Source organism: Streptomyces sp. NBC_01381 (assembly GCF_026340305.1).
Lineage (GTDB): Bacteria > Actinomycetota > Actinomycetes > Streptomycetales > Streptomycetaceae > Streptomyces.
The window spans coordinates 1,745,310-1,768,398 of sequence record NZ_JAPEPI010000001.1 but is presented as its reverse complement, the minus strand read 5'-3'; the positions used below and the strand labels follow the sequence as shown (position 1 = coordinate 1,768,398).

Here is a 23,089-nt window from a genome sequence, read left to right as displayed (position 1 = left end):
CAGATGCGGATTCCGGTCTCTCTCGTTTCGCCCGGCGCCAGACTGCGGCTGTACGGCATCGTGTTCATCGCGGTCATCGCACTGCTGCTCGCCCTCTCCGTCGCCGTGTACCAGCAGGTGTTCACCTCCGTCGTACGGATCACGCTGCAGGCCGACACCCTGGGCAACCAGCTGGAGCCGCGGGCCGACGTCAAGCTGCGCGGCCTGCTGGTCGGCGAGGTCCGCGAGGTGCGGGCCGACGGGGAGAAGGCGACCCTCGGCATCGCCCTCAAGCCGGAGCACATCGCCCGGATCCCGTCCGATGTCCACGCGCGGCTGCTGCCCAAGACGCTGTTCGGCGAGAAGTACGTCGAGCTGGTGGAGCCCCGTGAGCCGGCACAGCGGCACATCCGCGCCGGTGACGTCATCACGCAGGACCGCACCACGGTCGGCATCGAGGTGCAGCAGCTGATGAACGATCTGCTGCCGCTCCTGCGCACCGTGCGACCCGCCGATCTCAACGCGACGCTCTCCGCGTTCGCCACCGCGCTCGACGGGCGCGGCGACCGGATCGGCGCCAACCTCACCCGCGTCGAGCGCTATCTGCGCCGCCTCAACCCGCATCTGCCGTCCCTGAAGGAGGACATCACGCGCTTCGCCGACGTCGCCGAGGTGTACGCCGACGCGGCGCCGGACCTGATGAAGATCCTGCGGAACTCCGTCACCACCAGCCGCACCCTCGTGGAGAAGCAGGGCCAACTGGCCGCCGCCCTCACCGCGACCGCCACCGCGGCCGACACCGGCGAGGACTTCCTCGACGACAACGGCGAGCGCCTGATCGCCCTCGGTCGGGTCTCCCGTCCGACGCTGGCGCTGTTCGCCCGCTATGCGCCCGAGTACCCCTGCCTCCTTGAGGGCCTGGTGCGGCAGGACAAGGCGTCCGAAGAGACCTATCGAGGCGGAAAGATGCGTATCACCCTCGAATTCGTCCACCCGCAGCCCGCGTACGAGCCCGGCGAGGAACCGCGGTACGCGGACCGCTCGGGCCCCGACTGCCGCGGTCTGCCCCATCCCCGGGTGCCCGCGGGGGACGACCAGCTCAACGACGGTACGAAGCCCAACAAGGTCGGTGGTCCTTCCGGCGCGGCCACGATGTCCTCGACCTCGGCCGAACAGCGGGCCGTCGGCTCCCTCGTGGCCCCGGTCCTCGGGATGCCGGCGGACCAGGTGCCCCCGGTCGCGACGCTCCTCTTCGGCCCGATGGCACGCGGAACGGCGGTGAGCGTCGCATGAAGACGGCACGAGCCACGGACACCGCGGCGCCTTTGGTGAAGTTCCTGCTGTTCGCGGTGGTGACGGTGGTGGCGACGGCGCTGCTCGCGGCCACCATCGTCAATATCTCCTTCACTCCGGAGCACACCTACCGCGCGGTGTTCAGCGATGTCACGAGCCTGGAGGAGGGCGACGACATCAGGGTCGCCGGGGTGCGGGTCGGCGAGGTCGATGGCATCCGGATCAAGGACCGGACCCGGGCCGAGGTCACCTTCACCGTCACCGAGGACCGCCCGCTGTTCACCAGCACCGGCGCCGTCATCCGCTACCGGAGCCTGGTCGGGCAGCGCTACATCGCGCTGACCGAGGGCGCGGGCGGCAGCACACCGCTGCGGCCCGGCGGCCGGATCCCGCTGTCCCGGACGCAGCCCGCGCTCGATCTGAACGCGCTGCTCGCCGGGTTCAAGCCGCTGTTCGCCGCGCTGAGCCCCAAGGACGTGAACCAGCTCGCCACCGAGATCGTCAAGACGCTGCAGGGCGAGGGCGGCACGGTCAACAGCCTCCTGGCCCACACGGCGTCGCTCACCACCACCCTGGCCGGCCGCGACAAGCTCATCGGCTCCGTGATCGACAACCTCAACGAGGTGCTCACGACGCTGGACAAGCGCGGCGGCCGCTTCTCCTCGCTGCTCAAGCAGTTGCAGCGGCTCGTCTCCGGACTGTCCGCGGACCGCAAGCCGATCGGCAGGTCACTGGTGAACATCGGGCACCTGACCGAGGCCACCTCGGGCCTGGTCGGGGAGGCACGGCCCCCGCTGAAGGACGACATCAAGGAGCTCGGCGAGCTCACCGGAACGCTGAACGACAACGAGAAGACCGTGGAGGGCGTGCTGAAGCGGCTGCCGAACAAGCTCAACAAGCTGACCGGGACCGCGTCCTACGGCTCCTGGTTCAACTTCTACCTCTGTGACTTCGACGGCCGGATCGTGCTGCCGAAGACCAAGGAGGTGCTCACTCCCGAGCTGCATGTGGCACGGGCGAGGTGTGGCGGATGAGGCTGCGTGTGCCGCGCATTCCGCGGCTCTTCCCGCGGAGGCGTGGGCGGATGACGCCCTTCCGTGAGCGGAACCCGGTGACGATCGGTGTCGTGGGTCTCACCACCCTCGGCCTCCTGACCGCCGCCGCGTTCAACGCCGACAGCCTGCCGCTGATCGGCAACGGCGAGACGTACAGCGCGGCCTTCTCGGAGGCGGGCGGGCTCAAGCCGGGCGACGAGGTACGGATCGCCGGGGTGAAGGTCGGCAAGATCGACGAGGTCGACCTGGACGGCGACCATGTGAAGGTCACCTTCCAGGTCAAGGGCGAGCCGAAGTTCGGCACCAGGACCGGCGCGTCCATCCGGATCAAGACGATCCTGGGCTCGAAGTACCTGGCCCTGGAGCCCAAGGGACCCGGCCAGTTGAAGCCGGGCGCCGAGATCCCGGTGTCCCGGACGACACCCGCGTACGACGTCGTGACCGCGTTCAGCGATCTGACCACCACCACGGAGAAGGTCGACACCGAACAGCTCGCCAAGGCCATGGACACCATCTCCACCACCTTCGAGGACTCTCCCGCCGAGGTGAAGGCGTCCATCAAGGGCCTGTCGAAGATCTCCCGCACGGTCGCATCGCGCGACAAGGAGCTGCGCGAACTACTCGACCACGCCAACGGCGTGACCAAGGTGCTCGCCGACCGCTCCGACGAGTTCTCCACCTTGGTCAAGGACGCCGACAAACTGCTCACCGAGATCGCCAAGCGCCGCAAGGCCATCCACACCCTGCTCAAGAGCTCGGCCACGCTCGGCATCGAACTCTCGGGCCTGGTGGCGGACAACCGCAAGGAGATCGGCCCGGCGCTCAAGGGCCTGAACAGAGTGGTGTCGATGCTGGAGCGCAACTACTCCAGCATCGATCGCAGCGTCCAGCTGCTCGCGCCCTATGTACGGCTCTTCACCAACACCCTCGGCAACGGCCGCTGGTTCGACAGCTACATCCAGAACCTGGTCGCCACTCCGGTGGTCCCGCGGACGGGAGACAAGCGATGAGCAAGCACGCACGACTCCTGCGGCGGACGGCCCTGGTGACCGCCCTGGCTGTGGTGGCCGCCCTCACCGTGGTGCTGTGGCCGCGCGGTGAACCGGTGCGCGTCACCGCGTACTTCCCGCGCACCGTCGGCATCTATCCGGGTTCGGACGTCCGGGTGCTCGGCGTCCGCATCGGCGAGGTCAAGGAGATCACCCCGGAGGGCGAGCGGGTGCGGGTGACCCTTGAGTACGACAGTGAGCGCAAGGTGCCCGCCGACGCCCGGGCCGCGATCATCAACTCCTCCGTGGTCAGCGACCGTTATCTCCAGCTCCTTCCGGTGTACCGGAAGGGCCCGGCGATGCGGGACGGCGCCGTCATTCCGCAGAGCCGTACCGCCGTACCGGTCGAGCTCGACCGCGTCTTCGACAGCCTGCACACCACGTCGCAGGCGCTCGGCCCGCGCGGCGCCAACAAGAAGGGCTCGCTGTCCCGGCTGCTCGGGGTCAGCGCGGACAACCTCGAAGGGCAGGGCGGGAACCTGCATCAGACCGTGGAGGATCTCTCGACGGCCGTCACGACCCTCTCCGACGGCCGGGGCGATCTGTTCGGCACCGTACGGAACCTGCAGGTGTTCACGGCCATGCTCGCCAAGGACGACAAGAGCGTGCGGTCGTTCAACACCAGCCTCGCCAAGGTGGCAGGGCAGCTCGCCGGAGAGCGCAAGGACCTGGCGGCCGCGCTGAAGCACCTGGGCACCGCGCTCGGCGATGTGCAGCGGTTCGTCAAGAAGAACAAGAAGTCGCTGACCTCCAATGTGAAGGGGCTCAGCAAGGTCACCAAGGTGCTCGTCACCCAGAAGAAGGCGCTCGCCGAGATCCTGGAGACCACGCCGACCGGCCTGTCGAATCTGCAGAACGCCTACAACCCGGGCTCGGGCACCCTCGACACCCGCAACAACGCCGAGCAGGCACAGGACCCGGCCGCGCTGCTCTGCTCGCTGCTCGGCACCACCGGCGAGAAGCAGGCCGCGGACTGCAAGGACCTGCGGAAACTCTTCGACTCGCTGCCCAAGTTGTCGCAGCCACAAGGGGTTTCGGGCGCGAAGCCGGGCGACAAGACCCTCGGCGGAATCCTGGAGGCCGCGGCATGAGCGCACTGCGCAAGGGCGGGACGGCCGCCTGGGCCGCGATCGGTTCACTGCTCCTGGCCGGCTGTGAGTTCAACGGTCTGTACGACGTCGAACTGCCCGGCGGCGCCGCCAAGGACGCGGGCGCCTACCGGGTCACGGTCGAGTTCCGGGACGTGCTCGACCTGGTGCCGCAGTCGGCCGTGAAGGTCAACAACGTCACCGTGGGCTCGGTCGAGAAGGTGGAGCTCGACGGCTGGCACGCCAAGGCACGGCTGCGGGTCGCCGGTTCGGTGAAGCTGCCCGCCAACGCGTTCGCCGGTCTGCGCCAGACCAGCATGCTCGGCGAGAAATACGTGGCCCTGTCCGCCCCACCGGACAGCGCCCCCGTCGGCAGGCTCAAGGACGGTGCGCGGATTCCGCTGTCCCGCAGCGGCCGCAACCCGGAGATCGAAGAGGTGCTCTCCGCGCTGTCGGCGCTGCTCAACGGCGGCGGTGTGGCCCAGCTCAAGACGATCACCACGGAGCTCAACAAGGCCCTGTCAGGCCGCGAGAACCGGGTCAAGTCGCTGCTGAAGGAGCTGAACAAGTTCGTCGGCGGTCTCGACGGCCAGCGCAAGGAGATCGTGCGGGCGCTCAAGGGCGTCGACCGCCTCGCCAAGCGCCTCAAGAAGGAGAAGAAGACGATCGGCAAAGCCGTCGACACCGTGCCGCCCGCCCTCAAGGTGCTCGCCGACCAGCGACGCGATCTGACGAGGATGCTCACGTCGCTGTCGAAGCTGGGCAAGGCGGGCACCAAGGTGGTCAACGCCTCACGCTCCGACGTGGTCGCCAATCTGAAGCATCTGCGGCCGATCCTGGAGCAGTTGAACAAGGCGGGCGACGATCTGCCGAACTCCCTTGAGCTCCTGACGACCTATCCCTTCCCGCGCGGCGCCACCGACGCCATCAAGGGCGACTACGTCAACCTCAAGATCACCGCAGATCTCGATCTGGACAGCATCTACGGCAATCTCGCCGACGACCCCGAGAAGCCGGACGGCTCGGACAAACCCGGGCTGCCCGAGGTGCCGAAGCCACCGAAGCTGCCGGACGTGCCCGGCGTTCCGGACGCCCCCGAGATCCCCGAGCTGCCCGACGGCCCGAAGCTGCCGGACACCCCCGACGACCTATCGGACCCGGATGGCGACGGCGGGCAGCTGTGCCCGCCGGTGTGCACCGGCCAGTACGCCGCGTACGGGAACGGGAACGCCGAGGGCTCTGCGCCCGGGATCAACCTCGCTCTGGCCGAGCTCCTGCTGAGGGGGGTCTACTAGTGATCACACGTACGGTCAAGATCCAACTGCTCGCGTTCGCCACCGTGACCGCCGTGGGCGTGAGTTACGTCGGCGCGCAGTACACCGGCATCCCCGACGCCCTGCTCGACCGCGGGTACACCGTGCGCGCCGAGTTCGCCGAGTCCGGGGGCATCTTCCAGGGGGCCGAGGTCACCTATCGCGGCGTGCCCGTGGGCCGGGTCGGGCAGCTCGAACTCGCCGACGCCGGAGGGGTGTCGGTGGCGCTCGACATCGAGGACGGGGCGCGGATTCCGGCGGACACGCTTGCCGTGGTGGCGCACCGTTCGGCGGTCGGTGAGCAGTACGTCGATCTGCAGCCGCGCACCGGCTCCGGGCCGCTGCTCAAGGAGGGCAGCACGATCGCCCGCGGCGACACCCGGGTGCCGCTGGCCAGCACGGAGCTCGTCCTCAGCGTGGACCGCCTGGTCAAGTCCGTCGGCAAGGAGGATCTGCGGGTCACGGTCGACGAACTGGGCAAGGCCTTCAAGGGGACGGGACCGCACCTGAGCCGCCTGGTGGACTCGGGCAATGAGCTGGTCGAGTCGGCCTCCGAATCGCTCCCCGAGACGATCAGGCTCATCGAGGACTCGCGGAAGGTCCTCAGGACCCAGTCGGAGCAGGGCTCGTCGATCAAGTCGTTCTCCGAGGACCTGGCGGCCCTCACCGCGGAACTCAAGTCCAGTGACGGGGACATCCGCAGGCTGATCGGGTCGGGCGCGCCCGCCGCGCACGAGGTGGACTCGCTGCTCAAGGCGAACCGGACCCAACTGCCGGTACTCCTCGGGAATCTGATCAGCGGCGGCCAGATCACGGTGGCCCGACTGCCCGGGGTGGAACAGGCCCTGGTCACCTTCCCCCTGACCGTCGCGGGCAGCTACACGGTGGTGCCGGGCGACGGCACCACGCACTTCGGACTGGTCGCGGGCAAGGACGAACCGGCGCCCTGCCGCCAGGGGTACGACACCCGGCGGCGCGACCCCGCGGACACCGGCGACCGCCCGGCCAACACCGGCGCACGCTGCACAGCACCACGCGGCGGCGACACCTCGGTGCGCGGTGCGCAGAACGCCCCCGGCGCCCCGGCCCGCTCCGGCGGGGCGGACCGGGCGGCGCACGTCACCCCGTACGACCCGGACACCGGCACCGCCGTCGGACCGGACGGAATGCCCGTCGAGATCGGCTCGACGGGCGGCGAACAGAACGCGTTCGGAAAGGACTCGTGGCAATGGCTGCTCGTAGGACCGATGGCATGAGCGGGGTTCTGATCGCCCGCATCGCCCGCTCGGCCGGGGGCCTGATCTCCCGCCCCGGATGGGCGCTGCGCCGCATCGGCGCCAGACTCACGGGCGCCGCCCGCAGCGGCCGCGCCATGGCCGCGGGACTCGCCGTGGCCACCGCGGGAACGTCGGCGCTCGCCCTCTGGCTCGGCCTCCAGGTGTACGAGCAGCGTGCGACGGAGCAGCGGCACCAGGACATCCTGGCCGCGGCCAGGCAGTCGGCCCTGAACTTCACCTCGCTCGACTACCGGCATTACGGGCGGGACAGCGAGAACGTGCTGAAGGGCGCGACCGGTGACTTCAAGAAGCAGTTCACGGCGCAGACCGCGCAGCTGACGAAGCTGGTCGCCAAGAACAAGTCGGTCTCCAAGGGGCAGGTCCTCGAAGCGGGCATCACCCGGGCCGACGAGGACTCCGCCCGTGTCCTGGTGGTCGCCGACAGCAAGGTGACCAACACCGCCGCCCCCGACGGCCAGGCCCGCACCTACCGGCTGCAGCTGGACCTGGAACTCAAGAACGGCCGCTGGCTGACGTCCGGAGTCGAGTTCGTCGGCTGACCGCACCCCACCCCACGAAGCGCATGACCCCGTACAACGCATGCCCCGTAAGGCGCATCACCTCGCCGTAAGGAGAGACACCGTGGCGAACACCAGTACCCGAGGCCGCGGCACCGGACCCGGCTCACCGGGCCGGCGCTCCCTGACCGCGGCCGCCCGCGCCGCAGCGAAGCGGGCCGACGGCAGCCGCTCCGGCGCGCAGGACGCGCTCGACGGCGTACCCGAGGATCTGGTCAACGACCTGACGGGGCTGCCGCCCGTCGAGAAGGTGGTCGGGGAGGTACTGCTCGCGCCGGCGGAGTCCGATCCCGGGCCGGACCCGGAGGCCTCGGACCAAGAGGACCCGCCCCGCGGGCGCCGGCGCGCACGGCTGAGCGCCGTCCTTGCCCTCCTGACCGCCGCGGGCCTCGTCGCGGTCGCGGTGCTCGGGTGGCAGTACCGGGACGGCCGCCAGGTCGAGGCGGCGCGGGCACAGGCCCTCGCGGCCGCGCAGAAGGCGGCGCCCCTCGTCCTGTCGTACGACTACCGACATCTGGACCGGGATTTCGCCGCGGCGCGCGGTCGGCTCACGGGCTCCTTCCGCGACGAGTACGGCCGGACGACGAAGGCGGTGGTCGCGCCGACCGCGAAGAAGTACAAGGGGGTGGTGAAGGCCTCCGTGGTCACGCCGCCCGACGGCGGTGCCCCGGCGGCCTCGGTGGCGTCGGCGTCGGCGGACAGCGCCGTTGTGGTGCTCTTCGTCAACCAGGTCACCAAGAGCACTCAGGTCTCCGGCTCGCGCGTGGATCTGAATCGGGTCCGGATGACCCTCACGCGTATGACGGACGGCTGGAAGGTGAGCGCCGTCGATGCGCTGTGACTGGCCAACGCCGATGCTTGACCGTTGAACTGATTTTCCGTCAGACTTGCCCAAGCGTCCCGCAAGGGGACGGTTGAGGTGCCCGGAGCCGGACTCGAACCGGCACGCCCCCGAGGGGCAGCGAGGTTTAAGCTCGCCGTGTCTGCATTCCACCATCCGGGCAGGCCATGGGCTCCGCATCAAGTGATTCGACCCTATCGGGAGGCGTCCCCCGAACAGCGGAACAACAGCCCGATGTTGTCTTATTTTATTGACGTCTGAGGGTGCATCAGCCACCGGTACGGGCCATCGGTACATGCCGCAGGCCATTCCGCGAGTTCCCGGCCTCCTGCACGGAATGACGGAATTTAGCCGCAGCCGGACCGCACCCGGCTCGCTTCCGCCTGCTGCCCGTCTCAGGGGCAGGTGTCATCCCCAGGTATGACAAGGGCGTCCCGGGTCCGACTGGAGAGGGCCCCGGGAACCGGAACAGCGGCTGACTACACGGCGCGGATCGGCAAGCACGATGGAGTACGTCCCCACTCGTCGTCCCGACAGGAGCACCGTCCCGTGACCACCACCCCCTTCGCCGCCCGCGCCACCGCCGTGGCAGCGCGCGCCACGGATCTCTCCAAGGTGTACGGACAGGGCGAGACGCAGGTGGTCGCCCTGGACCATGTCTCCGTCGACTTCCGGCAGGGCGAGTTCACCGCGATCATGGGCCCCTCGGGCTCCGGCAAGTCGACGCTCATGCACTGCGTCGCGGGGCTCGACAGCTTCAGCGGCGGCTCCGTGCGGATCGGCGAGACCGAGCTCTCCACCCTCAAGGACAAGCAGCTCACCAAGCTCCGCAGGGACAAGATCGGCTTCATCTTCCAGGCTTTCAACCTGCTGCCGACGCTGACCGCCCTGGAGAACATCACGCTGCCGATGGACATCGCGGGCCGCAAGCCGGACAAGGCGTGGCTGGAGCAGGTCATCAGCATGGTCGGCCTCGCCGAGCGGCTCAGCCACCGGCCCACCGAGCTCTCCGGCGGGCAGCAGCAGCGCGTCGCGGTGGCCCGTGCGTTGGCCTCTCAGCCGGACATCATCTTCGGTGACGAGCCCACCGGAAACCTGGACTCGCGGTCCGGTGCCGAGGTGCTTGGCTTCCTCCGGAACTCCGTACGCGAGCTGGGGCAGACCGTCGTGATGGTCACCCATGACCCGGTGGCGGCGGCGTACGCGGATCGCGTGATCTTCCTCGCCGATGGGCGGGTCGTCGACGAGATGCTCTCGCCGAGCGCCGAGGGCGTGCTTGACCGGATGAAGTCCTTCGACGCGAAGGGCCGTACGAGCTAAGCGCCGTGCCACGTCCGCAGGTTCACCGCCTGCGGTCCGTCGTGGCTGGTCGCGCAGTTCCCCGCGCCCCTTCGGGGCGCGCCCCTCGGCCCTCTCTCTCCAGGACTCACACCATGTTCCGTACCGCCCTGCGCAACGTGCTCGCGCACAAGGCCAGGCTGTTGATGACCGTGCTCGCCGTCATGCTCGGCGTCGCCTTCGTCTCCGGCACCCTCGTCTTCACCGACACCTTCGGCAACGCCTACAAGAACAAGTCGGCGAAGAGCTTCGACCACGTCTCGGTCGCCATCCAGCAGAACGGCGGCTCCGACGACGAGACCAAGCAGCAGCCCCGGCTCACCGACTCCCTGCTCGCCAAGACCAAGGAGCTGCCCGGCGCCGCATCGGCGATCGGCGGGGTCTCCGGATTCACCGCGCTCGCCGACAAGGACGGCAAGCTGGTCGGCGGCGAGTGGGGCACCACCGGCTCCAACTACTACCCGGCCAAGGACGGCAAGGACCCGCGCTACGACTTCACCGAGGGCGCCGCGCCCAAGTCCGCGGGCGATGTCGCCCTGGACTCGCGCACCGCCGAGCGCACCGGCTACAAGGTCGGCGACACGGTCCGCTACTCCACCGAGGGTCCGGTGCGGGAGGCGAAGGTCAGCGGCGTCTTCGACACCGACGACGGCAGTGTCGTCGCGGGCGGCAGCCTGATGGTCTTCGACAACGCGACCGCGCTGAAGGCGCTGAACAAGACCGAGTACGACGAGATCGACGTGAAGGCGGCCGCCGGCACCTCCGAGACCGCGCTCAAGAGCTCGGTCGAGAAGATCCTGCCCAAGGACACGGACGCCGTCACCGGCACCCAGCTCTCCGACGACCAGGACGCGATGATCGAGCAGCAGACCAGCTCGATGAGCCAGGTCCTGCTGATCTTCGCGGGCATCGCGCTCTTCGTCGGCATCTTCATCATCGCCAACACCTTCACCATGCTGGTCGCCCAGCGCACCAAGGAGCTGGCCCTGATGCGGGCGGTCGGTGCGTCGCGCCGCCAGGTCACCCGTTCCGTGCTCATCGAGGCGTTCCTGGTCGGCCTGGTCGCCGCCGTGGCCGGCTTCGGGCTCGGCATCGGCGTCTCCACGGGCCTGGAGGCCCTGATGAACTCGGGCGGCGCCTCGCTGCCCCAGGGCCCCCTCGTCATCGCCCCGACCACGGTCGTCGTGGCGCTCGTGATCGGCGTGGTCGTGACCATGCTGGCCGCCTGGCTGCCGGGCCGCCGCGCCGCGCGGATCCCGCCGGTCGCCGCGATGAACAGCGTGCACGCGACGCCGACCACCCGCGGTCTTGTCGTACGCAACACGATCGGCTCGCTGATCGTCGCGCTCGGCACGGTCATGCTCTTCATGGACGACAACTACGTGATGGCCGGCGGCGCCGGTGTCATCCTCGTCGGCGTCATCGTCCTCACCCCGCTGCTCTCGCGCCCGGTCATCGCCGCGTCGGCCCCGCTCCTGAAGCCGTTCGGCGTCGCCGGCAAGCTGTCGCGCCTCAACTCGGTGCGCAATCCGCGCCGTACGGCCTCCACGGCGTCGGCCCTGATGATCGGCCTGACCCTCATCACCGCGATGACGGTCGTCGCGACCTCCATGAGCAGCGCCATCAACAAGATGGCGGTCGACTCCCTGAAGGCCGACTACAGCGTCTCCATGGCGAACTTCCAGCCGCTGGCCCCCGAGGTCCGCGAGAAGCTCGACAAGCTCCCCGACGTCGAGGCGAGCAGCCCGCTGCGCGCCGCGTACGGCGAGACCGACGGCAGCTACACCTCCATCTCCGGCGTCGACCCGAAGACCATCGGCGAGCTGGTCGGCCTGGACTTCACCAGCGGTTCGATGGACGCCTTCAAGGGTGAGTCCACGCTGGTGGACTCGGACACCGCCAAGGACAAGGGCATCAAGGCGGGCGACACCATCCCGGTGAAGTTCGACGAGGACAGCAAGACGGTCCGGCTGAAGGTGGCCGGCGTCTACGAGGCAAACGAGATGCTCAACGGCATGTTCGCGCCGACGTCCGTCGTCGACCCGCACCTCGACAAGATCGTCGACAAGCAGGTGCTCCTGAAGATGAAGGGCGGCGCGTCCGACAGCGCCGAGGACTCCATCGTCAAGGCCCTGGGCGACAACCCGGCCATCACCATCCAGGACAAGCAGGCGATCAGCAACGCCATCGGCGGCGCCATCAACATGGTCCTGAACATGCTGTACGGCCTGCTCGCCATGGCGATCCTGATCGCGGTCCTCGGTGTCATCAACACCCTGGCCATGTCGGTCTTCGAGCGGAAGCACGAGATCGGCATGCTGCGGGCCATCGGCCTCGACCGCGCGAAGGTCAAGCAGATGGTGCGCCTGGAGTCGGTCGTGATCTCCCTGTTCGGCGCGGTGCTCGGCATCGGCCTCGGCCTCTTCATGGGCTGGGCGGCGGGCGGCAGCATCGCCGAGACGGTGAAGACGTACTCCATGGAGATCCCGTACGGCCGCATCGCGATCTTCCTGCTGATCGCCGCGGTGGTCGGCGTCCTCGCGGCGGTCTGGCCGGCCCGCAGCGCGGCACGACTGAACCCGCTGCAGGCGATTAAGAGCGAGTAGCACCGCGCGGTGCGCGCTGACCTGGGCCCCGGACGGCTTGCCGTCCGGGGCCCAGTCAGGGGCGCGGGGAACTGCGCGACCAGCCACGTCGGACCCGCAGACGAAAAGCCGCTAACGCCAATCGCGCGCCCGCAACGGCACCCCGGAGGTGCCAACCTCCGGAGTCTTCACGGCGAGAACCTGATTGACGCCGATCCGATTGCGCTCAAAGGACAGCGCAGAGGCGGCCATGTAGAGCCGCCAGATCCTCGCCCGCCCCGGCGAGGTCAACCGCTGGCCCACCTCCCAATCGGCCTCAAGATTGGCGACCCACCTCCGCAGGGTGAGGGCATAGTGCTCACGGATGGCCTCCACGTCACGCACCTCGAACCCGGCCCGCTCCAGGAGCCCCACCGTGGTCCCCACAGGCGCCAGCTCCCCGTCCGGGAAGACATAGGCGTCGATGAACTCGTCCACCGAGTACGCGGACTCGTCCTCCTGCGGGCGGCGCGCGATCTGGTGGTTGAGCAGCCGCCCGCCGGGCTTGAGGAGGGCGTGCAGGTCGTGTGCGTACTCCAAGTAGCGCTCGGAGCCGACATGTTCGGCCATACCGATGGAGGAGATGGCGTCGTACGGGCCGTCGCGGACATCGCGGTAGTCCTGGACGCGGATCTCGACCTTGTCGGTCAGGCCCTCCTCCGCGATGCGCTTCCTTGCGTACGCGGCCTGCTCCTGGGAGAGCGTGACGCCGACGACGGCGACGCCGTGCTCGCGGGCCGCGTGGATCGCCATGGAACCCCAGCCGCAGCCGACGTCGAGCAGCCGCATCCCGGGCTTGAGGGCGAGCTTGCGGGCGATGAGCTCCAGCTTGTCGCGCTGGGCGTCCTCCAGGGTGGAGGCTTCCTCTCCATCGGCCCCCCAGTATGCGCACGAGTAGACCATCGAGGGGCCGAGCACCAGCTCGTAGAAGTCGTTGCCCACGTCGTAGTGGTGGCTGATGGCCTGGCGGTCGCTGCCCTTGGTGTGCAGATGGAGCCGGCCGCGCCTGCGCATCTCCTCCTGCGGCGGGGACGGCGGCAGGAACGGCGCGGCCAGGGCGATCAGCGAGCGGGCGGCGGCGCGGAACTCGGGGTCGCGCAGGGATTCCCTGAGGCTCTTGGCGTCGTCGCCGCGTTCCCAGATGAACTCGGCGAGCGCGTCGAGCGCGGCGTACAGGTCTCCTTCGACGTCCAGGTCCCCGGCCACCCAGGCGCGGGCCAGACCCAGTTCGCCCGGCTTCCAGATCAGGTGGCGCAGGGCCCTGCGGCTGCGCACGACGAGGGCGGGCGCACCCGGCGGGCCCGCTTCCGAACCATCCCAGGCACGAATACGTACAGGGAGCGGGGCTCCCAGCAACTGTTCGGCAAGCTTCTTCAGCCGCGGTGCGGCGCTTGGCATGGTGCACACCTCCGTGATTCGGGATATCCCGGATAGGTTCAACACCACGTAAACACCAACGGGGCGCTCGCGCAGTCCCCCTGTGGCGTTACAGATCGGCAAAATACATGTAACGGCCATGTACGAGGCGGTGGAAAAGCCGAAGGGGCCGCCCGCACCACGGATGGCGGGCGACCCCTTCGGGGTTGATCAATGACCGCAGGTCAGGAGGCCTTGGCCTTCTCCTCGGCCTTGGCGACCGGAGCCTCCGCGGCCGCGGCGGGCTTCGGCGCGGGCTTGGCGGCCTCGTAGAACTCCTCGCGCGGCGTCTCCATGGCGCCGAGCGAGACGACCTCGCGCTTGAGGAAGACCGCGAGGGTCCAGTCGGCGAGGACGCGGATCTTGCGGTTGAAGGTCGGCATGGCCATGCCGTGGTAGCCGCGGTGCATGTACCAGGCGAGACGGCCCTTGAGCTTGATCTTCACCTTGCCCATGACGATCATCGCGACGCCCTTGTGCAGGCCGAGACCGGCGACCGCACCCTTGTTGGCGTGGCTGTACTCCTTCTGCGGGAAGCCCCGCATACCGGAGATCACGTTGTCGCCGAGGACCTTCGCCTGACGCAGCGCGTGCTGGGCGTTCGGCGGGCACCAGGCGTTCTCGTTGCCGGCCTTGCGGCCCACGAGGTCCGGCACCTGGGCGTTGTCGCCCGCGGTCCAGATGTAGTCCGTGCCCTTGACCTGGAGGGTCGGCTCGGCGTCCACGTGGCCGCGCGGGCCGAGCGGCAGGCCGAAGCGGGCGAGCGCCGGGTTCGGCTTCACGCCGGCGGTCCACACGATGGTGTTGGAGTCGACCTCGAGGCCGTTCTTGAGCACCACGTGGCCGTCGACGCAGGAGTCCATGGAGGTGGAGAGGTAGACCTCGACCCCACGGCCCTCCAGGTGCTCCTTGCCGTACTGGCCCAGCTTCGGGCCGACCTCGGGAAGGATCTTGTCGGCGGCGTCGACCAGGATGAAGCGCATGTCCTCGCGCTTCACGCTGGTGTAGTACTTGGCCGCGTCGCGGGCCATGTCCTCGACCTCACCGATGGTCTCCGCGCCCGCGAAGCCACCGCCGACGAAGACGAAGGTCAGCGCCTTGCGGCGGACCTCCTCGTCCGTCGTGGAGTCAGCCTTGTCGAGCTGCTCGAGGACGTGGTTGCGCAGGCCGATGGCCTCCTCGATGCCCTTCATGCCGATGCCCTGCTCGGCGAGGCCGGGGATCGGGAAGGTGCGGGAGACCGCGCCCATCGCGATGACCAGGTAGTCGAAAGGCAGCTCGTACGCCTCGCCCACGAGGGGGGCGATCGTGGCGACCTTGCGGTCCTGGTCGATGGTGGTGACCCGGCCGGTCAGAACTTCCGCCTTGGGCAGCACGCGTCGCAGCGGGACGACGACGTGCCGAGGCGAAATGCTGCCGGCTGCGGCTTCGGGGAGGAAGGGCTGGTAGGTCATGTACGACCGGGGGTCGACGACCGTGACGGTCGCCTCTCCGTAGCGCATCTTCTTGAGGATGCGCCGAGCTGCGTACAGGCCTACGTACCCACCGCCTACTACGAGGATCCTGGGACGCTCCGTGGTGCTCATGCCATCGAGTATCCACCTGCCCGACGGGGGTCGCTCGTGCGCCCCTTCACAAGCATGGGTACACCCTCTGCTACACTTCGCCGCCCACGTGACGCAGGCCATAGCCCCCCAGGGGAACCACGACTTCACCCGAGACGTTGTGCACCCCTTGTGAGCTGCCGCTCTGGCCCATTTCGCACAGTGGACCACGCGGCCGCTTCACACTCCGGACATGCGCCCGAACCTTCACTGTCACGGGTCAAGAGGCGCCGGACGGGCACATTCCAGGGCTCAGAACCCAAGAACCTGGCCCAACCGAGGCCAATTCCTTGTGAAGAACTTCACGAAGTTTCCCGACAGGACGTCGCCGAAGGGCCCTCCAGGCCCCTCACCAGGCGCTCAGACGCCACTGGAACCGCTCACGCGAGGGACCATCCGATCCCGTCGAGGATGTCGTGCTCGCTGACGACGACCTCCCCGGCCCCCGTCCGGTCCATGATCGCCAACAGCACGAGAGCGCCCGAAACGATCACGTCGACGCGGCCCGGGTGCATCACCGGGATCGCGGCGCGCTCGTCGTGGGTGGACCCGGCGAGCCGCCCGACGATCTCGGCGACCTGCTCGTACGAGATACGGGAGTGGTGGATCGCCGCGGAGTCGTACGCGTCGAGGCCGAGCGCGATGGCCGCCACGGTGGTGACGGAGCCCGCGAGGCCGACCAGGGTGCGGGCCTCGCGGATCGGGACCGTCTGCTCCGCGAGGTCGAGCGCGGCCTCGATGTCGGCGCGGACGGCGTCGAGTTCGGCGGGCGCGGGCGGGTCGCTGCGGACGTGCCGTTCCGTGAGGCGTACGCAGCCGATGTCGACGGAGCGGGCGGCGCGGGCGTGCTCCTCGCCGACCACGAACTCCGTGGAGCCGCCGCCGATGTCGACGACGAGGTAGGGCTTGGCGAGGTGGTCGGTGCCGGTCAGCTCCTTCGTCGCCCCCGTGAAGGAGAACTCGGCCTCCTGGTCGCCGCTGATGACCTCCGGCTCGACGCCGAGGATGTCCAGGACTCCGCGTACGAAGTCGTCCCGGTTCTCGGCGTCGCGGGATGCGGAGGTCGCGACGAAGCGGAGGCGCTCCGCTCCGTGGCGCTTGATCACCTCGGCGTACTCGTGGCAGGCCGCGAAGGTGCGGGCGAGTGCCTCTGGCGCCAGGCGGCCCGTCTTGTCCACGCCCTGGCCCAGGCGGACGATGGTCATCCTGCGGTCCAGGTCGACCAGTTCGCCGGTCGCGGGGTCGGCGTCTGCGACGAGCAGACGGATGGAGTTGGTACCGCAATCAATCGCGGCGACGCGGGTCATGCGCGCTCTCCTGTCACGGGATGGGGGCTCAGCCCCCGAAGAAGGGCGGGTGGGTGGGGAGCAAGCCCGCCGCGAAGCGGCGGCGGGGTCAGCCCTGTTCCTCGGTCGTCGAAACGCACGCGCCCTTGCGCCACCACTCCGGGAGCATCGCGATGGCCTCGTCGCCCAGGGGGTTTACTCCGGGGCCCGCGGCCAAGGAGTGGCCGACCAGGACGTGCAGGCACTTCACGCGGTCCGGCATGCCGCCCGCGCTCGGGAAGCCCTCCAGGACCTCGATGGCGTCACGGCGCGCGATGTAGTCCTCGTGCGCCGCGCGGTACGCGGCGGCCAGCTCGGGGTCCGTCTTGAGCCGCTCGGACATTTCCTTCATGACGCCGTTGGCTTCCAGCGTGCCGATCGCGGACGCGGCCCGCGGGCACGTCAGGTAGTACGTCGTCGGGAACGGCGTCCCGTCCGGCAGGCGCGGCGCCGTCTCGACGACGTCCGGCTGCCCGCACGGGCAGCGGTGTGCGATGGCCCGCAGGCCGCGCGGCGGGCGGCCGAGCTGCTGCTTGAAGGCCTCGACGTCGGCGTCGGTGGGCTCGGTGCGCGGGGTGGTCGGCGGGGGCGTTTCCATGCCTGTCTTTCATGTCCTTGGGTCAGTCGTCGGGGCGGTCGGCCTTGTCGACGCCGTCCCATACGTTCGAGTACCAGGGGCGCGTGGCCGCCCCCTGGTCGGCGCGGCGGCTCTTCGTCGCCGCGGGATCGATCACCGTGAACCCGGTCTCGCCCGGCATCACATAGTGCAGCCGGTCCCGGATGCGCTGCTCCGCGTACGCGTCGTCACGCCAGCGCGCCTTCTCGTCCTTCAGCCTCTCGACGTTCTCGCGGCGCTCGGCCTGCTCCCGGCGCTGATCGGCGATCTCGGCGCGCTGGGAGACGTACTGCCTTATCGGGTACGCGAGCGCGACGACGAGGGAGCAGAGCACAAGCGCGAGGAGCGCCGCCCGGCCGGTGAGCCGGGAGCGGCGGGCCTGGCGCTTGGTCTGGGAGCGGTAGACGCGCTCCGCGGTCTGCTCGCCGAACAGCCGCAGCCTGGTCGCGGTGGAGAACCGGTCCCGGTCCTTCACGGCCATGTCCCCGCCTCCCGTTCACACGCGCGTACGTCCCCGCACACGGTACGGGACCGAGTACGGGGACGTACGTAACTACAGCGTGACTACGGCTCAGCCCTTGAAGCGGGGGAACGCCGAGCGACCGGCGTAGACCGCCGCGTCGTCCAGGATCTCCTCGATGCGCAGGAGCTGGTTGTACTTGGCGACGCGCTCGGAGCGGGCCGGGGCGCCGGTCTTGATCTGGCCGCAGTTGGTGGCGACGGCCAGGTCGGCGATGGTGACGTCCTCGGTCTCGCCGGAGCGGTGGGACATCATGCACTTGAAGCCGCTGCGCTGGGCCATCTCGACCGCGTCGAGCGTCTCGGTCAGCGAGCCGATCTGGTTGACCTTGACCAGCAGGGCGTTCGCGGACTTCTCCTCGATGCCGCGGGCCAGGCGCTCCGGGTTGGTGACGAACAGGTCGTCGCCCACGAGCTGGACCTTCTCGCCGAGCTTCTCGGTGATGACGTTCCAGCCGGCCCAGTCGTCCTCGAACAGCGGGTCCTCGATGGAGACCAGCGGGTACGCGGCGACGAGCTCCTCGTAGTACTCGGTCATCTCGGCGGCCGAGCGGGACTTGCCCTCGAACTCGTACTTGCCGTCCTTGTAGAACTCGGACGCGGCGACGTCGAGGGCGAGCGCGACCTGCTCGCCGGGGACGTAACCGGCCTGCTTGATGGCCTCGACGATGAGGTCGAGCGCGGCGCGGTTGGAGTCCAGGTTCGGGGCGAAGCCGCCCTCGTCGCCGAGGCCGGTCGACAGACCCTTGTCCTTCAGGACCTTCTTGAGGGTGTGGTAGACCTCGGTGCCCCAGCGCAGGGCCTCGGAGAACGACTCGGCGCCGATCGGCGCGATCATGAACTCCTGGATGTCGACGTTGGAGTCGGCGTGCGACCCGCCGTTCAGGATGTTCATCATCGGGACGGGCAGCAGGTGCGCGTTCGGGCCGCCGAGGTAGCGGAACAGCGGCAGGTCGCTGGCCTCGGAGGCGGCGTGCGCGACGGCGAGGGAGACGCCGAGGATGGCGTTGGCGCCGAGCGAGCCCTTGTTGTCGGTGGCGTCCAGGTCGAACATGGCCTGGTCGATCAGGCGCTGCTCGGTGGCGTCGTACCCGACGAGCTCCGGGCCGATCTGCTCGATGACGGCGAGGACGGCCTTCTCCACGCCCTTGCCCTGGTAACGGTTGGGGTCACCGTCACGGAGTTCGATGGCCTCGAAAGCACCGGTGGACGCACCGGACGGAACGGCGGCACGACCCGTGCTGCCGTCGTCGAGGCCGACCTCGACCTCGACCGTGGGGTTGCCTCGGGAGTCCAGGATTTCCCGGGCTACGACGACGTCGATGGACGGCACGAGCATCTCCTTCTGGGATGTGACGCGGGTACGCGGGGCGTTGGCCTCGCGGACACGAGCCTAACCGGCTCCCGGACAAGAGCCAGCCGAGCGACCGCCCTGTGGACAAACCGAGAGCAAAAAGTTTCCGAACGGAACAAAGCGGTGGATCAAAAAGACCCCGCCCCGGTGCGTACGGGGGATACGCGCACCGGGACGGGGAGCCCGTGGGGACGGGGGTGGGGCGGGCCGCGCTTCCGCCGAGGCGCGGCCGCCGCTCTGTCAGCTCTTAGCTGAGGTGCAGCTGCTGACCGGGGTAGATCATGTCGGCGTTGTCGATGATGTCGCCGTTGAGCTTGTACACCTTGTGCCAGCCGCCCTTGACGTCCTTCTCCTCGGCGATCTTGGAGAGGGTGTCGCCCTTCTTGACCTTGTACTCGCCGTCGCCCTTCTTGACCTTCTTGCCGGTCGGGGTCTCGACGGTCTTCTTGGACTCGGCCTTCGGGGCGGCCTGCTTCGGGGCGGCCTCCTGCTTCGGCGCCTCGGTCTGGGCGCTCGGCTGGCTCTGCGGCTGCTCGGCCGGCTGCTGCTGCGGCGCGCTCTCCTCGGCACCGCCACCGCTGTACGCGGCACCCGAGAGGCCCACGCCACAGCTCGGCCAGGCACCCTTGCCCTGACCCGCGAGAACCTTCTCGCCGATCTCTATCTGCTGGGCCTTGGAGGCCTGGTCGGCGGTGGCGGCGTACTTCGTGCCGCCGTACGCGGCCCAGGTGGAGGCCGAGAACTGCAGGCCGCCGTAGTAGCCGTTGCCGGTGTTGATGGACCAGTTGCCGCCGGCCTCGCACTGGGCGACGGAGTCCCACTCGGAACCGGTGGCGGCGGAGGCCGATCCGGCGGCCATCAGCGGGGCGGCGACCGCGACACCGGTGACGCCGGCGAGCGTGGCGACACGGGTGGCCTTGGACGGACGACGGTGCTTGCCCTTGCTGGAAAACAGCATGAGTGATCCCCTCACCGACGCCTACGAGGTGAGCTGTCGGGTTCGGGCCGATGAAGTTGCCCGGCCGCGCTTCTTGAGCGCGACTTAACCCCTAGCCGGTCCCAACTCCGCTCGGCAGCTTCTTCGTTCTGCTGCTGTGCGGCCGGGCCCGGCGGAAACCATTGGGTCCCCCGCTCCTGCCTACGGCGCTTGACGCGACGACTGTTCCCGAACGGCCGTTGGCAGGACTAGGCGTACCGACCGGCGGGGCCCGCTGTGGCGAGCGGTCACGACCGTAGTCATGCGATCCGCCGAATTTCAAAGACGATCAGGGCTTCTGAGACCCATCTCTCACTTACGCCAAACCGGACATTCAGCGCGAAGCGACTGGCCGACTCTTCGTCAACTTCCCTTACTTTTCGCCCAAATCGAGGCTCTGACCGGGGAGGATGAGGTCGGGATCGGTTCCGACGGACTTCTTGTTCTCGGCGTAGAGCGCGCTCCATCCGCCCTGTACGCCGAGGTCGTCGGCGATGGTCCAGAGGTTGTCTCCGGAGCGGACGGTGTACGTCCCGTCGGCGCCGTCCTTCGCGCGGTCGTCGCCGCGCGACGCGTGCCGCCCCGAGCCGTCGCGGTCGCCGTTCTTGGCCTGGCCGTCGTCCGCGCTGTCGCCGCGGTGCCGGCCGGAGCCTTCGCCCGCGCCGGTGGAGGGGGTGGAGTTCGGGGTGGCGGGCGAAGTGGAGTCGTTCTGCCCGGACTTGTCCGAATCACTGCCGGAGTCGCCCGACTCGTCGTGATTCTTGTCTCGGGAGTCGTCGCCGGAGTCGGCCTTTTCGGAGGGCTTCTCGGACGGCTTCTCCGAGGGCTTTGCGGACGGCTTCTCGGACGGCTTCTCGGAGGGCTTCTCCGACGGCTCCTCAGACGGCTTCTCCGAGGGGTCGGCCGAGTCGCCCGAGTCACCCGACTCGCCCGCGTCGCCGGACCCGCTCGTGTCGGTCGGCTCGTCCGAGGGCAGTGAGGTGATCGGGGCACCCGGGTCGACATCGGCCGGGGCGTCGTCCTTGCTCAGCCCAGCGATCACTCCGCAGCTGGGCCAGGCGCCGGGGCCCTGGTCGGCCAGGACCTGCTCGGCGACGGCTATCTGCTGCGAACGGCTGGCCTGGTCGGCGTAGGGGGCGTAGTCGAGACCGCCGTACTGCTCCCACGTCTCCTGGGACATCTGGAGGCCGCCGTAGTAGCCGTTGCCCGGGTCCAGGCTCCAGGAGCCGCCGCTCTCGCACTCCGCGAGCTTGTCCCAGGTGGCGGTGTCCGCGGCGCTCGCGCTGGTGGCGCCGAGCAGCGGGATCGCGATGGCTGATCCGGTGACACCTGCCGCGACGATGAGGGCCGGGGCTTGGCGGGGGCGTCGGTGACGACCATTACCGGAGAGCATGCAAGTGCCTTTCAGAAGACTGCAGAGGCGACTGCGGCTGCTGCGACAGCGGATGCCGAGTCGTCGGTGAACGTAGCCGCAGTCGAACAGTTGTCACAAGTCGATGCAGCGGAGATCACGTGAAAGTCACAGTCTTGACGCACCGTCAGCTCAAGGGTGCCTCAGGTGTGCTTCTGTGCGGGTGTGAACTCCACCGGCAGCGTGCGCAGTCCGCGCATGATGAGCCCGCCTCGCCAGCGCAAATCACCTGGTTCCGCCGCGAGGCGCAGGTCAGGGAGGCGGCGTAGCAAGGTCGCGAGGGCGGCCTGCCCTTCGAGCCGGGCGAGCGGCGCACCCAGGCAATAGTGAATGCCATGCCCGTATCCGAGGTGCTGGTTGTCGCGCCGGGAGAGGTCGAGCGTGTCGGGGTCCTCGAACCGCTCGGGGTCGCGGTCGGCGGCGGCGAGCACGACGAGAACGGGGTCGCCCTGCGCGATGTCCTGCCCGCCGATGGTCAACGGCTCGGTGGCGAACCGCCAGGTGGCCAGCTCAACGGGCCCATCGAAGCGGAGCAGTTCCTCGATACCGGTCTCAAGCAGCCCCATGTCCCCTCCCTTGAGGGACTCCTGGAGGCGCTCGCGCTGCTCGGGGTGGGTGAGGAGCGCGTAGGTCCCGTTCCCGATGAGATTGACGGTGGTCTCAAAACCGGCGAAGAGGAGAATGAAGGCCATCGCGGCGGCCTCGTTCTCGGTGAGGTGCTCGCCGTGGTCGGAGGCGCGGATAAGTCCGGAGATGAGGTCGTCGCCCGGTTCGAGGCGCTTGCGGTGGATGAGTTCGGCGAGATAGCCCCGCATCTTCTTCACGGAGCGCGCGACGCCGCCGCGCGGGCCGCCGCCGTGCCGGATCATCATGCCCGCCCAGTCACGGAAGTCGTCCTGGTCCTCGCGCGGGACGCCGAGCAGATCGCAAATGGCGTAGATGGGGAGCGGGAAGGCGAAGTCGTGAATGAGGTCGGCCTCCCCCTTCTCCGCAAACTGGTCGATGAGGTGGTCGGTCAGCTCCTGCACGCGGGGCGCGAACTCGGCGACGCGGCGGGGGGTGAAGGCCTTCGACACGAGGCGGCGGAGGCGGGTGTGGTCCGGCGGGTCGATGTTGAGCAGATGCGTCATCAGATTGGCGCTGCGCTCGCCCGGGATGCCGGTCTTGCTCTTGGCATGGGCGGGTTCGTCATGATGCGCCGGATTCTTGCTGAGCCGCTGATCGGCCAGCGCCTGCTTGGCATCGACGTACCGGGTGACCAGCCAGGCCTCCACGCCACTGGGCAGCGCGGTCCGGTGCACGGGCGAGTTCTCACGCAGCCAGGCGTAGGCGGGGTAGGGGTCGGTGGCGAACTCCCAGGTGAAGAGTTCCGGCTGCGGGGTGGCGGCTCCTGCAGGGCAGGCGGCGGGCGGCTGGTCGTGCATGGGGTCGAC

General features: G+C 69.1%; 19 protein-coding genes, 1 tRNA gene and 1 riboswitch. Of the genes, 10 read left to right on the top strand and 10 right to left on the bottom strand.

Annotation, left to right across the window (positions count from 1 at the left end; all coding sequences use genetic code 11):
• Positions 1 to 3: 3 nt before the first annotated feature.
• The 8 genes from OG453_RS08580 (at position 4) to OG453_RS08545 (ending at position 8,473) form a co-directional block, all read left to right on the top strand.
• Positions 4 to 1,272: an MCE family protein gene (locus OG453_RS08580; protein ID WP_266866104.1), complete on the top strand. Its 1,269-nt coding sequence runs from the start codon at positions 4 to 6 to the stop codon at positions 1,270 to 1,272.
• The gene (locus tag OG453_RS08575) at positions 1,269 to 2,306 is read left to right on the top strand and encodes an MCE family protein (RefSeq protein ID WP_266866102.1); all 1,038 of its coding nucleotides are present in this window, start codon (positions 1,269 to 1,271) and stop codon (positions 2,304 to 2,306) included. Before OG453_RS08580 ends, OG453_RS08575 begins: the two co-directional genes overlap by 4 nt.
• 50 nt (positions 2,307 to 2,356) lie before the next feature.
• Positions 2,357 to 3,337 carry an MCE family protein gene (locus OG453_RS08570; protein ID WP_266866100.1) on the top strand — a complete coding sequence of 327 codons (981 nt, stop codon included), beginning with the start codon at positions 2,357 to 2,359 and terminating at the stop codon, positions 3,335 to 3,337.
• Positions 3,334 to 4,467 carry an MCE family protein gene (locus OG453_RS08565; protein WP_266866098.1) on the top strand — a complete coding sequence of 378 codons (1,134 nt, stop codon included), beginning with the start codon at positions 3,334 to 3,336 and terminating at the stop codon, positions 4,465 to 4,467. Before OG453_RS08570 ends, OG453_RS08565 begins: the two co-directional genes overlap by 4 nt.
• On the top strand, positions 4,464 to 5,759 hold the full coding sequence (locus OG453_RS08560) for an MCE family protein (RefSeq protein WP_266866096.1): 1,296 nt from the start codon (positions 4,464 to 4,466) through the stop codon (positions 5,757 to 5,759). Before OG453_RS08565 ends, OG453_RS08560 begins: the two co-directional genes overlap by 4 nt.
• Positions 5,759 to 7,033, top strand: a complete 1,275-nt coding sequence (locus OG453_RS08555; RefSeq protein ID WP_266866094.1) for an MCE family protein — start codon at positions 5,759 to 5,761, stop codon at positions 7,031 to 7,033. Before OG453_RS08560 ends, OG453_RS08555 begins: the two co-directional genes overlap by 1 nt.
• Complete coding sequence (locus tag OG453_RS08550) at positions 7,030 to 7,614, top strand: hypothetical protein (RefSeq protein WP_266866093.1); 585 nt, start codon at positions 7,030 to 7,032, stop codon at positions 7,612 to 7,614. The genes OG453_RS08555 and OG453_RS08550 overlap by 4 nt, the downstream gene beginning before the upstream one ends.
• 82 nt (positions 7,615 to 7,696) lie before the next feature.
• Positions 7,697 to 8,473 carry a hypothetical protein gene (locus OG453_RS08545; protein WP_266866091.1) on the top strand — a complete coding sequence of 259 codons (777 nt, stop codon included), beginning with the start codon at positions 7,697 to 7,699 and terminating at the stop codon, positions 8,471 to 8,473.
• Positions 8,474 to 8,552: 79 nt separating this feature from the next.
• Here OG453_RS08545 and OG453_RS08540 read toward each other — a convergent pair.
• Positions 8,553 to 8,635, bottom strand: a tRNA-Leu gene (locus tag OG453_RS08540).
• Positions 8,636 to 9,022: 387 nt separating this feature from the next.
• Here OG453_RS08540 and OG453_RS08535 point away from each other — a divergent pair.
• A complete protein-coding gene (locus tag OG453_RS08535; protein WP_266866089.1) occupies positions 9,023 to 9,793 on the top strand; it encodes an ABC transporter ATP-binding protein in 771 nt (256 codons plus the stop codon).
• A 113-nt stretch (positions 9,794 to 9,906) separates the two neighbouring features.
• Positions 9,907 to 12,417 carry an ABC transporter permease gene (locus tag OG453_RS08530; protein WP_266866087.1) on the top strand — a complete coding sequence of 837 codons (2,511 nt, stop codon included), beginning with the start codon at positions 9,907 to 9,909 and terminating at the stop codon, positions 12,415 to 12,417.
• Between the two features lie 111 nt (positions 12,418 to 12,528).
• Here the strand turns inward: OG453_RS08530 and OG453_RS08525 are convergent, their stop codons facing one another.
• The 9 genes from OG453_RS08525 to OG453_RS08485 form a co-directional block, all read right to left on the bottom strand.
• Positions 12,529 to 13,833 (bottom strand): cyclopropane-fatty-acyl-phospholipid synthase family protein, encoded by a 1,305-nt coding sequence (locus OG453_RS08525; RefSeq protein ID WP_266866085.1) that lies wholly within the window; start codon positions 13,831 to 13,833, stop codon positions 12,529 to 12,531.
• A 203-nt stretch (positions 13,834 to 14,036) separates the two neighbouring features.
• Positions 14,037 to 15,437 (bottom strand): NAD(P)/FAD-dependent oxidoreductase, encoded by a 1,401-nt coding sequence (locus OG453_RS08520; RefSeq protein ID WP_266866083.1) that lies wholly within the window; start codon positions 15,435 to 15,437, stop codon positions 14,037 to 14,039.
• A 398-nt stretch (positions 15,438 to 15,835) separates the two neighbouring features.
• Positions 15,836 to 16,762: a Ppx/GppA phosphatase family protein gene (locus OG453_RS08515; RefSeq protein WP_266866081.1), complete on the bottom strand. Its 927-nt coding sequence runs from the start codon at positions 16,760 to 16,762 to the stop codon at positions 15,836 to 15,838.
• 88 nt (positions 16,763 to 16,850) lie between these two features.
• Positions 16,851 to 17,378 carry a DUF501 domain-containing protein gene (locus OG453_RS08510; RefSeq protein WP_266866079.1) on the bottom strand — a complete coding sequence of 176 codons (528 nt, stop codon included), beginning with the start codon at positions 17,376 to 17,378 and terminating at the stop codon, positions 16,851 to 16,853.
• A gap of 22 nt (positions 17,379 to 17,400) precedes the next feature.
• Complete coding sequence (locus OG453_RS08505; RefSeq protein ID WP_266866077.1) at positions 17,401 to 17,877, bottom strand: septum formation initiator family protein; 477 nt, start codon at positions 17,875 to 17,877, stop codon at positions 17,401 to 17,403.
• 90 nt (positions 17,878 to 17,967) lie between these two features.
• Complete coding sequence (gene eno / locus OG453_RS08500) at positions 17,968 to 19,254, bottom strand: phosphopyruvate hydratase (protein ID WP_266866075.1); 1,287 nt, start codon at positions 19,252 to 19,254, stop codon at positions 17,968 to 17,970.
• 262 nt (positions 19,255 to 19,516) lie between these two features.
• On the bottom strand, positions 19,517 to 20,227 hold the full coding sequence (locus tag OG453_RS08495; RefSeq protein ID WP_266866073.1) for a transglycosylase family protein: 711 nt from the start codon (positions 20,225 to 20,227) through the stop codon (positions 19,517 to 19,519).
• A 3-nt stretch (positions 20,228 to 20,230) separates the two neighbouring features.
• A riboswitch (cyclic di-AMP (ydaO/yuaA leader) is annotated at positions 20,231 to 20,425 on the bottom strand.
• 193 nt (positions 20,426 to 20,618) lie between these two features.
• Positions 20,619 to 21,638, bottom strand: coding sequence for a transglycosylase family protein (locus OG453_RS08490; protein ID WP_266866071.1), 1,020 nt, complete (start codon positions 21,636 to 21,638; stop codon positions 20,619 to 20,621).
• Between the two features lie 161 nt (positions 21,639 to 21,799).
• Positions 21,800 to 23,080: a cytochrome P450 gene (locus OG453_RS08485; RefSeq protein WP_266866069.1), complete on the bottom strand. Its 1,281-nt coding sequence runs from the start codon at positions 23,078 to 23,080 to the stop codon at positions 21,800 to 21,802.
• Positions 23,081 to 23,089 lie beyond the last annotated feature (9 nt).